General features: G+C 63.3%; 14 protein-coding genes. 8 read left to right on the top strand and 6 right to left on the bottom strand.

What is annotated here, in order from left to right; translation table 11 throughout:
• Positions 1-149 precede the first annotated feature (149 nt).
• The 6 genes from BTW07_RS06515 to BTW07_RS06490 all read left to right on the top strand — a co-directional run bounded on the left by BTW07_RS06515 (position 150) and on the right by BTW07_RS06490 (position 4825).
• Entirely contained in the window at positions 150-965 is an 816-nt protein-coding gene (locus tag BTW07_RS06515; protein WP_075569366.1) for a transporter substrate-binding domain-containing protein, read from the top strand.
• Positions 966-979: 14 nt separating this feature from the next.
• The gene (locus tag BTW07_RS06510; RefSeq protein ID WP_075569365.1) at positions 980-1663 is read left to right on the top strand and encodes an amino acid ABC transporter permease; all 684 of its coding nucleotides are present in this window, start codon (positions 980-982) and stop codon (positions 1661-1663) included.
• Positions 1660-2316, top strand: a complete 657-nt coding sequence (locus tag BTW07_RS06505) for an amino acid ABC transporter permease (protein WP_075569364.1) — start codon at positions 1660-1662, stop codon at positions 2314-2316. Before BTW07_RS06510 ends, BTW07_RS06505 begins: the two co-directional genes overlap by 4 nt.
• Positions 2297-3025: an amino acid ABC transporter ATP-binding protein gene (locus BTW07_RS06500; RefSeq protein WP_075569363.1), complete on the top strand. Its 729-nt coding sequence runs from the start codon at positions 2297-2299 to the stop codon at positions 3023-3025. Before BTW07_RS06505 ends, BTW07_RS06500 begins: the two co-directional genes overlap by 20 nt.
• A 13-nt stretch (positions 3026-3038) precedes the next feature.
• Positions 3039-3896, top strand: coding sequence for a MurR/RpiR family transcriptional regulator (locus tag BTW07_RS06495; protein WP_244158318.1), 858 nt, complete (start codon positions 3039-3041; stop codon positions 3894-3896).
• Positions 3897-3976: 80 nt separating this feature from the next.
• Positions 3977-4825 (top strand): bifunctional allantoicase/(S)-ureidoglycine aminohydrolase, encoded by an 849-nt coding sequence (locus BTW07_RS06490; RefSeq protein ID WP_075569361.1) that lies wholly within the window; start codon positions 3977-3979, stop codon positions 4823-4825.
• Positions 4826-4841: 16 nt separating this feature from the next.
• Here the strand turns inward: BTW07_RS06490 and BTW07_RS06485 are convergent, their stop codons facing one another.
• The 6 genes from BTW07_RS06485 to BTW07_RS06460 form a co-directional block, all read right to left on the bottom strand.
• Complete coding sequence (locus tag BTW07_RS06485) at positions 4842-6155, bottom strand: NAD(P)/FAD-dependent oxidoreductase (protein WP_075569360.1); 1314 nt, start codon at positions 6153-6155, stop codon at positions 4842-4844.
• 40 nt (positions 6156-6195) lie between these two features.
• Positions 6196-6858 (bottom strand): GntR family transcriptional regulator, encoded by a 663-nt coding sequence (locus BTW07_RS06480; RefSeq protein WP_075569359.1) that lies wholly within the window; start codon positions 6856-6858, stop codon positions 6196-6198.
• A gap of 147 nt (positions 6859-7005) precedes the next feature.
• On the bottom strand, positions 7006-7953 hold the full coding sequence (locus BTW07_RS06475) for a dihydrodipicolinate synthase family protein (protein ID WP_075569358.1): 948 nt from the start codon (positions 7951-7953) through the stop codon (positions 7006-7008).
• 92 nt (positions 7954-8045) lie between these two features.
• The gene (locus BTW07_RS06470; RefSeq protein WP_075569357.1) at positions 8046-9002 is read right to left on the bottom strand and encodes a 4-hydroxyproline epimerase; all 957 of its coding nucleotides are present in this window, start codon (positions 9000-9002) and stop codon (positions 8046-8048) included.
• 249 nt (positions 9003-9251) lie between these two features.
• Complete coding sequence (locus BTW07_RS06465) at positions 9252-10679, bottom strand: NCS1 family nucleobase:cation symporter-1 (RefSeq protein WP_075569356.1); 1428 nt, start codon at positions 10677-10679, stop codon at positions 9252-9254.
• Between the two features lie 496 nt (positions 10680-11175).
• Complete coding sequence (locus BTW07_RS06460) at positions 11176-11736, bottom strand: hypothetical protein (protein WP_075569470.1); 561 nt, start codon at positions 11734-11736, stop codon at positions 11176-11178.
• A gap of 199 nt (positions 11737-11935) precedes the next feature.
• Between BTW07_RS06460 and BTW07_RS06455 the strand changes: the two genes are divergently transcribed.
• Positions 11936-12418, top strand: coding sequence for an ureidoglycolate lyase (locus tag BTW07_RS06455; protein WP_075569355.1), 483 nt, complete (start codon positions 11936-11938; stop codon positions 12416-12418).
• 293 nt (positions 12419-12711) lie between these two features.
• A partial coding sequence (locus BTW07_RS06450) for a type VI secretion system Vgr family protein (RefSeq protein WP_144076852.1) occupies positions 12712-13292 on the top strand: 581 nt, incomplete at its 3' end.

Raw genomic sequence — 13292 nt, 5'->3', positions numbered from 1 at the left:
ACCCCCTGAATCGTCGACGCTGAAACCCAGGTTGGCGCCAAGCTTGCTACGTAGCAGTGTGAAACAAACGTTTCTCACCCGGCAGAGAAGTCGCCAATCGTTTCTTTGCCGGCACAACGACGTACAAAGCTCCCTTCAGGAGGTATGGCATGTTCGCTTTCGCCAAGAATCGATTCTCGCGCCAGCTCGTGCTGGCACTCTGCTGCACCGTGGCCGCCGGCCTTGCCGCCCTGTCGGCACAGGCCAGCGATCTGGAAACCATCGAGCAGCGCGGCACGCTGCGTGTCGCGGTGCCGCAGGACTTCCCGCCGTTCGGCTCGGTCGGCACCGATCTGCAGCCACAGGGCTACGACATCGACATGGCGCATTACCTGGCCGACCAGATGGATGTCGACCTGAAACTGGTGACCGTCACCAGTGCGAATCGCATCCCGTTCCTGCAGACCGACAAGGTCGATCTGGTGATCTCGAGCCTGGGCAGGAACCCTGAGCGTGCCGCGGTGATCGACTTCACCGACGCCTACGCGCCGTTCTTCCTCGGCGTGTTCGGTACGCCAGAAGCGGAGGCGATCGACGATGCCTCGGGTCTCTCCGGCAAGACCATCGGCGTGACCCGTGGTTCGGTCGAGGACATGGAGCTTTCCGATCTGGCGCCGAGCGATACCACCATCCAGCGTTTCGAGGACAACGCGACCACGATCTCCGCGTTTCTTTCCGGCCAGGTCTCCTATATCGCCACCGGTAACGTGGTCGCGGCCCAGATCGCCGAGCGTAACGCCGAGCGGGCGCCGACCATGGTCTTCCAGATCAAGAACTCGCCCTGCTATATCGGTCTGGCGCAGGACAACGGTGCGTTGAAGGATCGCGTCAATGCGCTGATCGAGCAGGCCAAGCAGGATGGCACGCTGGAATCGATGTCGCAGAAGTGGTTCCACACCGCGCTGCCCGACGACCTTTCCTCCTGAGCGGGTGATCGTCCATGACGCTGGATTTCTCCACGCTGCTGCCATACACGGACGTGATCCTCGAAGGCCTGGTGACGACGCTGTGGCTCACCGTCGTCACCACCGCCGCCGGGATTGCGCTGGCGATTCTCGTCGCCTATGTCCGCGATGGTTCGCCGACCGGTACCAGAGCGGTCATCAGTCGCCTGCTGGGCGGCTACGTTGAAATCGTCCGCAACACGCCGTTCATCGTGCAGCTGTTCTTTCTCTATTTCGGTCTGCCGGCGCTGGGCGTGCCGATCAGCGCGACGGCCGCGGCGCTGCTGGCGATGATTCTGAATCTTGGCGCCTACACCGCCGAAATTCTGCGCGCAGGTATCGATTCGACGCTGAAAGGCCAGCATGAAGCCGCCCGCGCACTGGGGCTTTCGCGCCGGCAGAGCTTTCGCCACGTGGTGCTGGTGCCGGCGTTCTCGCGGGTTTATCCGTCGCTGATCAGCCAGTGCATCATCGTCATGCTGGGCTCGGCGGTGGTGTCCCAGATTTCGGTGTTCGATCTGACCTACGCCGCCAACTTCATCCAGTCCCGCAACTTCCGTGGCTTCGAAGTCTATCTGGTGGTGACGCTGATCTATCTGCTGCTGGCCGTGGGTCTGCGGCTGGCGTTCGAATTCGTCGGGCGACGACTGTTCGCGTTTCGCCAGGGAGGGTCGTCATGACCGATTTCACGCTGTGGGACATCGTTCGCAACCTGCTGCTGGCCGGGCGCTGGACCGTGGTGCTGTCGCTGATCGCCTTTACCGGAGGCGCGATCGTCGGGCTGCTACTGACCCTGCTGCGGATGGGCGGGTTGACGCCGATTCGCTGGCTGATTCGGCTCTATGTCGATGTGTTCCAGGGCACGCCGCTGCTGATGCAGCTGTTTTTGGCCTATTTCGGCGCCGCCGTGCTGGGCTTCGATGTTTCCGCCTGGACCGCGGCCAGCGTGGCGCTGACGCTGTTCACCAGCGCCTTCCTCTGCGACATCTGGCGGGGCTGCGTGGAAGCCGTCCCCAGCGGCCAGTGGCAGGCGTCCCGTGTGCTCGGGCTGAACTACCTGCAGTCGATGCGCCACGTCATCCTGCCCCAGGCGCTTCGACTCGCGGTGCCGCCGACCGTGGGTTTCTCGGTCCAGGTCATCAAGGGCACCGCGCTGGCCTCGGTGATCGGCTTCGTCGAACTGACCAAGGCCGGCACCATGCTCAACAATGCGGCGTTTGCCCCCTTCACCATCTTCGCGCTGGTGGCGCTCGGATACTTCATCCTCTGCTATCCGCTGTCGCGCTACGCCCGTCACCTGGAGAAAAAGCTCTATGGCGCTGGTATCCGTTAAAGACCTGCATAAATCCTTCGGTGAGCTGGAGGTGCTCAAGGGCATCGATCTGGAGATCGAGGCCGGCGAGGTGGTGTCGATCATCGGTCGCAGCGGCTCGGGCAAGAGCACGCTTTTGCGCTGCCTCAACCAGCTCGAGCGTCACGACTGGGGCACGATTCATCTGGCCGATCAGCGCCTCGACGGCGGGGCAATGTCGCCAGGCGAGCTGAGCCAGAACGTCGGCATGGTGTTCCAGAGCTTCAACCTGTTCCCGCACAAGACGGTGATCGAGAACGTGATGCTGGCACCGCTGGTGGTCAAGCAGACACCGCGAGACGAGGCACGCCGGATCGCCGAGCAGGTGCTCGACAAGGTGGGGATGCTGGAAAAGATCGACGCCTATCCGGCTCAGCTCTCCGGTGGCCAGCAGCAGCGCGTGGCGATTGCCCGTGCGCTGGCGATGAACCCCAAGGTGCTGCTGTGCGACGAGGTGACCTCGGCACTCGATCCCGAGCTGGTCGGTGAGGTGCTGCGGGTGCTCGAGGATCTGGCCCGGGAGGGGATGACGCTGATTCTGGTCACCCACGAGATGAAGTTTGCCCGTGACGTCAGTCACCGGGTGGTCTTCATGCACCAGGGGCGGATTCACGAGTCGGGCGATCCGCAGACGCTGTTCACGCGTCCCGAAACGCCGGAACTGAGCCAGTTCATCGCCTCCGTACTCTAGAGTGACCATGATCATGTCGGAAACGAGCCCACAGACGCATATCGGTCGTCGTCTGCAGCACCATTTCCCGGATCTGGGGCCGCAGGAGCGTCGGGTGGCGGATTTCATTCTGGCCCATCTCGAGGATCTGGCAGTCTACAGCGCGACCGATCTGTCGCGGCTGAGCGGGGTATCGAAGGCAACCGTGACCCGTCTTTTCAGGCGCCTGGGCTATGACGACTTCAAGGCGGTCAAGGCGCATGCGCGGCAACTGCGCCATTACGGTGTGCCGCTGGCGTCCCGCTCCGATGCCCTGGACGACGGCGTCGAACGCTTCCGCCGGCACGCCGAGCGCGAGCAGGAGAATCTGCGTCAGTGTCTCGACGGGCTGACGCCGGTGCTGTTCGACGAGGTCGTCCGCGCGCTCGACAAGGCACCCGCCGTTGCCGTGATAGGCTATCGCAACAGCTATCCGGTGGCTCTGCACCTGCGCCAGCAGTTGCTGCAGGCGCGCGCCAATGTGCGTCTGCTGCCGGCGCCCAATCAGTCGCTGGCCGAGGAACTGGTCGAGCTCGAGCCCGGCGCGCTGGTCGTGCTGATCGGCTTTCGCCGTCGCCCCAGGCTGTTCGAGACGCTGGTGGAAGCGCTGGCCGCTCGTGAACAGCGGGTGCTGCTGATCGGCGACCCGACCACGGCCAAGTATGCGGATCGGGTCACCTGGCGGCTGGAGTGCGCCCTGGAAACGATCTCGGCGTTCGACAGCTATGCCAGCGCCATGAGCCTGGTCAGTCTGCTCGCCAACGCCATGCTGCATCGAAGACTGGCCCAGGGGAGGTCCAGGATCGGCGAAGTGGCCGAGCTGTATGAGGCGCTGGACGAACTGGCCCCTTAGCGTTACAAGGCCTGGAGACCTTCCCGTCAATGCTCCGCTGGAGAGGACGGAAGAGGGTTGCCCCCGAACAAGGAGAGAGCATGCCGCAGCGCAGCCACGACACGCCCGACAGAACCTACTACGCCCCCCACGGCGGTCTGCCGCCTCAGAGTCAGCTGATTCATGGCCGGGCGGTCTTCACCGAGGCCTATGCGGTGATCCCCAAGGGCGTGATGAGCGACATCGTCACCAGTTTCCTGCCGCATTGGGAAAAGACCCGGCTATGGGTGCTGTCGCGACCGCTCTCCGGCTTCGCCGAGACGTTTTCGCAGTACATCATGGAAGTTTCGCCCGGTGGCGGCAGTGAGCGCCCGGAGCCGGATGCGGGCGCCGAGGGCGTGCTGTTCGTGGTCGAGGGCGAGATGACGCTGACCCTTGCGGGCGAAACGCACGAGATGGCACCGGGCGGCTACGCCTATCTGCCGCCGGGCTGCGATTGGCAACTTCGCAACGCGAGCGAGGCGCCGGTGCGCTTCCACTGGATTCGCAAGGCGTACGAATTCGTCGGTGGGCTGGAGGTGCCGAAGGCGTTCGTGACCAACGAGCAGACGATCGCACCGACGCCCATGCCGGATACCGACGGGCGCTGGGCGACCACGCGCTTCGTCGATCCCGCAGACCTGCGCCACGACATGCACGTGACCATCGTCACCTTCCAGCCGGGCGGCGTGATCCCGTTCGACGAGACCCACGTGATGGAGCACGGCCTCTACGTGCTCGAGGGCCGTGCGGTCTATCATCTCAACCAGGATTGGGTAGAGGTGGAGGCCGGCGACTACATGTGGCTGCGTGCCTTCTGCCCGCAGTCCTGCTATGCCGCCGGTTCGACGCCGTTCCGCTATCTGCTCTACAAGGACGTCAACCGGCACATGAAGCTCAGCCTGACCTGACGGCGATCAACGCTGTTCAGCCAAAGCGGGAAAGCCGATAGGGCTCAAGCGACGGCAGGTCGTCGCGGTAGGGCGGCGTGACGGTCGCGGCGTGTTCGCCTGGGCCGGCCAGCTCGGCGATCAGCTCGGCGGTGATCGCCGACTGGGTCAGCCCCAGGTGGTGGTGGCCGAACGCCAGCAGCACGCGGCCGTCGCACACGCGATCGATGATCGGCAGCGAGTCCGGCAGCGACGGGCGAAAGCCCATCCACGGCGTCGCCCCCTCGGCATCGAGATCGGCCTTGAACAGGCCCCGGCTCAGGCGATGCAACTGCCACGCTCGCCCCATGTTGGGCGGTGCCTCCAGTCCCGCGAACTCCACGGTGCCAGCGAGCCTCAGGCCGGTTTCCATCGGCGTCATGATGAAGCGGCGCTCCAATGATGTGACCGCGAAGGGCAGGCGGTCGGACTCGCGGGGCAGCATCAGGTGATAGCCGCGCTCGGTATCCAGCGGCACGCGCTTGCCGGTGAGCTGGGCGGTCAGATCTGCCGAATGGGCGCCACAGGCGACGAGCATCTGCCCGGCCTCGCGTTCGCCGGCATGGGTCGTCACGGCGGCGCCTTTCGCGGTCAACCGAGTCGACTGCACGGTTTCCTGCTCGAAACGAACGCCTTCGTGCCGGGCGGCTTCCACCAGCGTCGTGACCACCCGCCACGGATCCAGCACGTGGCCCGTGGCGGGAAAGAACAGCCCGCCCAGCAGCGCGTCCGAGAGCTGCGGCGCCGCGCGTTGGATCGCTTCCCTATCCCAAAGCTCGACCGGCACCTGTTGTTCTCGCATGCGCGACTCGAGCGCTTCGAGCTTCGAGTGCGACTCCGGCTTCTCGTAGACCAGCAGCGAGCCGTCGGCCTTCAGCAGGTGGCTGCTGTCGACCGATGCCAGCAGGCGTTGCCACGCCGCCAGACTGCGCTCGTTGAGGGCGCGGATACCGGCAACGCTTTGGCGGAAAGGCGTCGGGCGCAGGTTCAGCACCAGCCGGGTCAGCCACGGCAGCGCGCGGGGCAGGTATTTCCAGTCCAGCCGCAGCGGGCCCATCGGATCCATCAGCATGCCGGGCAGAGACCGGAGAATCGAGGCATCGGCGATCGGGAAGACCTGCTCCGTTGCCATGTGTCCGGCGTTACCGTAGGAAGCGCCACGTCCCGGCTCCTGTTTGTCCAGCACCAGCACGCGGTGGCCCCGGCGCGCCAGTGCCAGGGCGCTGGTGACACCGACGAGACCGGCCCCGACAATGATGATGTCGGCATTGCTCTCTGTCTCGGGCGGAACAGGATGAGATGGGTCCGACATGCGCTACCTCACGACCAGATCGATGGGGGGCGGGCAGCGCTCACGCGCTGCGCAGACTCTTTTCCAGCACCGCCGCGATACCTTCCGCGGCGTCCTTGATGTGGGTTTCCAGCAACTGGCAGGTTCTGTCGACATCGCCCTGGCGGGCCAGCTCCAGAAGCTGGCGATGCTCGACTTCCGCCTTCTCGATCTCGCGGGTGTAGACCAGCTGCATGCGGATATAACGCCCGGACTTGGTATTCAACTGACCGATCATGGCCAGCGTCTCGGGCAGCCCGGAGGGCGCGTACAGGGCGTGATGAAACGCGAAGTTGTAGTCGCTCCAGTTGTCGATCTGGCTGCCGGAATCGAGCGCCGCATCATACTGACGGAGAATGCTCGCGGCGTGATCGAGATCCGCCGCTGTCAGATTGGGGATCGCGTGGCGCAGCACGTAGGTCTCGAGCAGTACGCGCAGATCGAAAAGCTCGCGAATCGCCGCCACCGAGAGCTCGGTGGTGAAAGCGCCACGATGGGCGTGAAATTCCACCAGTCCCTCGGATTCCAGGGTCAGCAGTGCCTCACGGACGGGGATTCTGCTGACCTCGTAATCCTTGGCCAGCGCATCCTGACGCAGCTGTGAGCCGCCCTTGAACTCGCCGCCGAGAATGCGTTCGCGCAGATCGTCCGCTACGTACTGGGCTCGGGTCTTGAAAGTCGCCATGAAGTCTCGTCGTGTCGCAGAATCTGGATATTGTATGCAATCCCTATGGCTCCCGCCGACTTTTCAGGCCCGTGCTTTCTTCGAGATCAGCTCTGCAAGATCAGCGTTGCAAGATCGGTATGGCAAGACCGGTGTGGAAAGACCGGCTCACGCCGCGTCGAGCTGCGCCGACCACTGCGCGTACCACTCTCGGAACAGCGCGTACTGGGTGTCGACGTAGCGGCGCTGCGCATCGCTCAGGACGTCGCTCTCGTTGAAGTGGCGTTCGTAGGCGCTGTCGCCGTTGAGCACCATCAGCTGCTTGTAGTAGAGCACCAGATCCACGCCTTCATCGAAGGAGGAAAGCACCGCCAGCGCGGACTCCAGCTCCTGGGCCAGGCGCCGGGCTTGGGGATCGCCCTTGGCGGCTTTCTGGCTCAGCGCGACCAGCTGCAGCACCTCCCGCGGCAGCGCATTGCCGACCCCGGTGATGGCGCCGGTGGCGTTGCAGTTGACGAAACCGTGGAACACCTGGGTATCGACACCCACCATCAGGCTGACCCCGTCATCCTGAGAAGTGATGTGCTCGGCCGCGTAGCGCAGGTCGTCTGCACCGCCGAACTCCTTGAACCCGATCAGGTTCGGGTGCTCGCGACGCAGCGCGAAGAACAGCTCGGCGCGGGTGGCAAAGCCGTAATAGGGGCTGTTGTAGATCACCGCCGGCAGCTCGGGGGCGGCTTTCAGAATCGCCGAGAAGTGCGCCTTCTGCGCCGCGGGCGCGGTACCGCGGGAGAGCACGCGAGGAATGACCATCAGCCCCTGGGCGCCGACCCTGGCCGCATGCGCGGCGTGGGAGACGGCTTCCTTCGAGTTGACCGCGCCGGTACCGACGATTACCGGCACGCCGGCGGCGACAAGTCGCGCCACGCCTTCCTGGCGCTCGGCCTCGCTCAGCAAGGGCCAGTCGCCCATCGAACCGCAGTAGACCACCGCGCGCATGCCGAGATCGACCAGCTCGCGACCCTTGGCGACCAGCGCGTCGTAGTCGGGCGTGCGGTCGGCGGTGCAGGGGGTCATCAGGGCGGGAATGCAGCCGGTAAAGATGGAGTCGTTCATGGTTGTCCTCTGGAATCCGTGAATGTCTTTCGGAATGGCTTTTCGGGAATGAACTTTCGGAAATGAACTTTCGGAAATGACTTATCGAACGGCTATGACGCGGTGATGCCCCAGGCAAACGGATCGCTTTCATCGATCAGCAAGGTGGTATCGGCGGTCATGCAGGCGCTGCCGGTAATGAACGGGCGCACCCTGCCCTGCGCCTGGTCTTCCCATGCATAGCGTCCCTCGAAGCGGCTGCCGGTGATGCTGGCCTGGACCCAGGTTTCGCCGGGCGCCAGCTTGCCGTCGGCGGCGAGACAGGCCAGCTTGGCGCTGGTGCCGGTGCCACAGGGGGAGCGGTCGTAGGCCTTGCCGGGGCAGAGCACGAAGTTGCGGCTATCGGCCGGGTTTTCCGTGCCAGCGTCGTCGGCGAACAGCTCGACATGATCGATGTGGCCGCCGTTTTCACCGGTGATCGCCTGTGTGTCCAGGGCCTGGCGGCTCGCCCAGGTAAAGGCCGTCAGCGCCTCCTCGTTGGCCAGGGTCACCGTCTGATCATGCTCGCCGACCAGAAAGAACCAGTTGCCGCCCCAGGCGATATCGCCATGCACCACGCCGTAGCCCGGCACCTCCACCGGCACGCGCTGGCGATAGCGATAGGCGGGTACGTTGCGCACCGTCACCGTGCCGTCCTGGTGCAGCGTGGCGCTGACCGGACCGACGGTGGTGTCGATCTTGTGTTCGCCGGGCTGGATCATCCCGAGATGATGCAGCGATGCGACCAGGCCGATCGTGCCGTGGCCGCACATGCCCAGATAGCCCGAGTTGTTGAAGAAGATCACGCCGCAGGTCGCGCCTGGCGTAACCGGTGCGCAGTAGAGCGCGCCGACCAGTACGTCATTGCCGCGTGGCTCCAGCAGGCAGGCGCGCCGCCAGTGATCGTGAGTGCCCCGCAGCGCGTCGCGCTTCTCGACCAGGGTGTCTCCCGGCAAGGTCGGAAAGCCGTCCATGACCAGGCGCGTCGGCTCTCCACCGGTGTGGGAATCGATGACGTGGATGCGCTTCATGCTGATTGTCCCCTGATCTGAGCGAACCTGCGAAACGTCCGGCGGGCGTCGAACGTGTGAATCTTCCAATATTGTAGATTTTATACAATCTTCGTGGCGCAATGTGAAGCCATACCGTGCGGCAACGGAAAAAGGAAAAAAGCCGGCGTCGAAGGCGCCGGCAAGAGGGAGAGAACGTCGAGATATTCAATGAGGCCATGAAGCGCTTGACGAGCTCGTGAAGCGTTCACGGAGAGCATGGTCTTGGAATCAAGACGCCACGGCCGCTGCGGCGGTGGCGCGGCGCATCGCCATCGAGTAGAAGGTCGCGCCGAGCGCGCCGCCGATGAAGACCGAGAAGTGGCCGAGATCGCCCAGCGGCAGGAAGTTGATCACGATGCCGATCAGCGATGCGGCGACCACCGCCTTCACCGCCGCCGGATTGAAGCCGTTGCGATACCAGTAGGGGCCGTCGGGATCGACGCTGAACAGGGCATCGACATCGATATGCCCGCGGCGGATGCGGTAGTAGTCCATGATCAGGATGCCGTAGAGCGGGCCGATGGCCGCCGCGAGAAGATCGACGGTGTAGTGGATGATCTCCGGATTGCTGAACAGGTTCCACGGGGTCAGGAAGATCGAGCCGACGGCGGCGATGAAGCCGCCGGTGCGAAAGCTGATCCTGCTCGGCGCCATGTTGGAGAAGTCGAACGCCGGGGCGACGAAGTTGGCGACGATGTTGATGCCGATCGTCGTCGTCACGAAGGTGGCGGCGCCCAGGACGGCGATAAAGGTGTTGTCGAGGCGCGAGACGGTCTCGATGGGGTCGTCGATCATTTCGCCGAAGACCGGAAGCGTCGCCGAGACCATCATCACCGTGGTCGCCGAGAACACCAGGAAGTTGACCGGCAGGCCCCAGAAGTTGCCGCGCTTGACGTCGTCGAAGGTGCGCGCGTAGCGGGTGAAGTCGCCGAAGTTGAGCGTCGGGCCGGCGAAGTAGCCGGCGACGATGGCGGCGGCGATCACCATCTGCCACAGCTGTTCGCCGGGGGAGAGCTGGATATCGCTCAGGGTGAAGCTGATGTTGGCCCAGCCCGCCTGCCACACCAGCCAGGCCGCCAGCGCGAACATCACCAGATAGACCGCCGGGCCGCTCCAGTCGATGAAGCGCCGGATCGAATCCATGCCGCGCCAGAATACGATCGCCTGCAGACACCACAGCAGCATGAAGCTGATCCAGCCCAGGTAGGAGAGCCCCAGGAAGCTGGGTCCGGCCAGCGATTCCATGCCGGGGAACAGCCGCAGGATCACGATGGTCAGGGCGTTGGAGGCGAGAAACGTCTGAATGCCGTACCACACCACCGCGATCAGGCCGCGAATCATCGCCGGAATGTTGGCGCCCAGTACACCGAACGAGAGCCGACAGATCACCGGGAACGGCACTGCGGCTTTCTGACTCGGTCTGGCCATCAGGTTGGCGAAGATCTGCACGATGCAGATACCCACCAGTAGCGAAATCAGCACCTGCCAGCCCGCCAGGCCGAGCGCGAACAGGCTGGCGGCGACCACGTAGCCGCCGACGCTGTGGACGTCGGAGAGCCAGAAAGCGAGGATGTTGTACCAGTTCCAGTTCTGCGTGGTTGGCGCCAGGTCGGCGTTGTAGAGCCGATCGCTGTAGCCGGGAGGATGCTGCGACATGGCGTGTGCCCTCCGCGGGGCCGTCTTGTGATTGTGATTCCATTTTTTGTATACAAGATGCGTGCCATGTCTGCCATCCACGAATGGTAGAAGGTCGTCGTTGTGGTACTGGAATCCGTCGCGCGTGGATAATTAGGGCATTCATCAAGCGTCTGGATCGCGAGGGCCGGTGAAAACCAGGATCGATCGCGTGTCGCCGAAACTCGTTTTCGATCTCTCATGAGGGCGGGAATTGCACGATGGGCGGGCAGATTGACGACGCTCGCACGGTTGGGGGGCATGGTTGAACCCAGTATCCGCGGGACGGAACGCGAGCCGTCGTGATGCCTGCGCTGAAAGTGAAATTTTGTATACTAAGAATGCTATTTAGAGTGTCTACGAGGTCGACGAACGGCCGACCGCGATTCGATTGATCCTGAGATTTTCCTGCCCCGGCATTGGCATTGGCATTGGCATTGGTACTGGTACTGGTATTGGCACGGGCTTCGGTTTCGCGTCAGCTCGCCAGTGAAATGACGACATCGATAACACTGATCGGTATGTAGAGCAGTGCTATGGCGGAATAGACCTTGCGCGATCTGGCAAAGAAAGCGCCGATGGGAAGCGCGATCATGAGGAGATCCAGGGCGCCCCAAAGAGCAAGGGGAGACGTTTGCAGGAACGCGATATTGACGACAAACCCGAGGAAGAGATACGTCGAGAGGGAAAGCAGCGCGTAGCGACCATCCTGCTCAAAGTAGATGCGAAGCCCACATAGCTCGTCTTCGCTCCGATTCGGCAGTAGTAAGGCCGATGCCACGAATAGCGACAGTGTCAGCAGGACGAGCAGTAAAAACGCCGGGAACGAGAACGTCGTTTTGACTTCAGGGAGCGAATTGATCGCCCACCAAAACTCCAGCTGAATCGAGAACAGTATGACGGCCCACACAATGGGTACCCAATCCAACTTCGCGGTACGGCGAATACGGAATACCGTGACGGCGCCCAGAAGAAGGCGCGTAACGGAAAGCCCCAGCACCATGGAAAGCATGGTAGCGATGATGGGAAAATTGCTCACGATGCCTCCCGGGCGACGGCCTTTCGACAATCGGATCACAACGCGATGCCTGTGGATAGAATGGCCCTCTTGGATCATTGTCGCGACTCCAATCTTGTAAGAGGAGGCACGAGTCGCGCTGGACCCGAGACAATGGCGGCATGGGCTCGAACCGAGTGAAAACCGCAACGCCACGGCAACAACGACGAGAGAAATCGGAATGATGGAATTGACCGCGCGGCCCCTGACGGCAGAGGCGTTCGCGCCGTTCGGGGACGTGATCGATGCGCGCACCAGCGCCGCTTTCCCGATCAACAACGGGCGCACCCAGCGACATCACGATCTGGCTCGGGTGGAGATTCTGGACGCGCCATCACGAGCGCTGATCAGCGTGTTCGTGAGCCAGCCGGTCTCGTTGCCGCTGGAGATCGAGCTGCTGGAGCGCCATCCGCTGGGCAGCCAGGCGTTCATGCCGCTGCACGAGGAGCGCTTCATCGTCGTGGTGGCGCCGCCGGGAGACGAGATCGATCCGATGAGGATCTGTGCCTTCGTCACCGACGGTCGCCAGGGCGTCAACTATCGCGCCGGTACCTGGCATGCGATCCATTCGGTGCTGGAGCATGAAGGCGAGTTTCTGGTCGTCGACCGCGGCGGCTCGGACAATCTCGACGAGCGACCGATGACGATCCGGGTGGTGGTCTGACGCGTGATACTTCTCAGGCCCAGCTAGGCCCGATTACGCCTCGCTCGCGTTTGGGATCACAGCTGCGATGGGCGAACCTCGACGGATATTCGCCTATCGCATTATCGGTATTCTTCCATAACCCTTCTTTTGGCCGAAGTTTGCGTTATTGCATCGTTTTTTTGGCCCATCTCTCACACGTTTTGTTGCTTACCGCTGACAAACATTTCTCGCATGATTCTTTATCCTGATCCCTCTGCACATTTCCTCTGACCATCGTCGCCCGGCTTGGCCACCGCGATCAGGAAAGCCGTATGCTCAACGACCTTCTCGACACCTTCGATATCGGGCTGTCGCAGTCCCAGCGGCTGCTGACGCTGGAGATCGCCGGGGCTTCGTTGCTGCCCCATCGGCTGGTGGGCGAGGAGCGGGTGAGCGAGCCGTTCACCTACACCCTCGACTGCATCTCCCAGCAGGGCGACATCGAGCTCAAGACGCTGATGGCCCAGCCGGCCCGGCTCTCGATTCTGCAGGCCGACGGCAGCTACCGCCCGCTGCACGGGCTGGTCAGCGAGGCCGCATTGCTGGGCGAGGATGGCGGCGTCACCTACTACCAGCTCACCCTGGTGCCGTGGCTCACCATGCTGAAGCTCGGCCGCGACAGCCGGATCTTCCAGGATCGCAGCGTCGCCGATGTCCTCACCGCCGTGTTCGACGGCCATGAACTGGCCAAGGGCCGCTACCGCTTCGACCTGCGTCGCGACTATCCCGCCCGCAGCTACTGCGTGCAGTACCGAGAGAGCGACTTCAACTTCGTCAGTCGGCTCTGCGAAGAAGAAGGCCTCTTTTACTATGCAGAGTTTGCGGGCGACGACGATGAGTTCGATGGCCATCG

This window comes from Salinicola socius, from assembly GCF_001937195.1.
Classification (GTDB): domain Bacteria; phylum Pseudomonadota; class Gammaproteobacteria; order Pseudomonadales; family Halomonadaceae; genus Salinicola; species Salinicola socius.
This window is presented reverse-complemented; position numbering and strand designations above follow the sequence as displayed.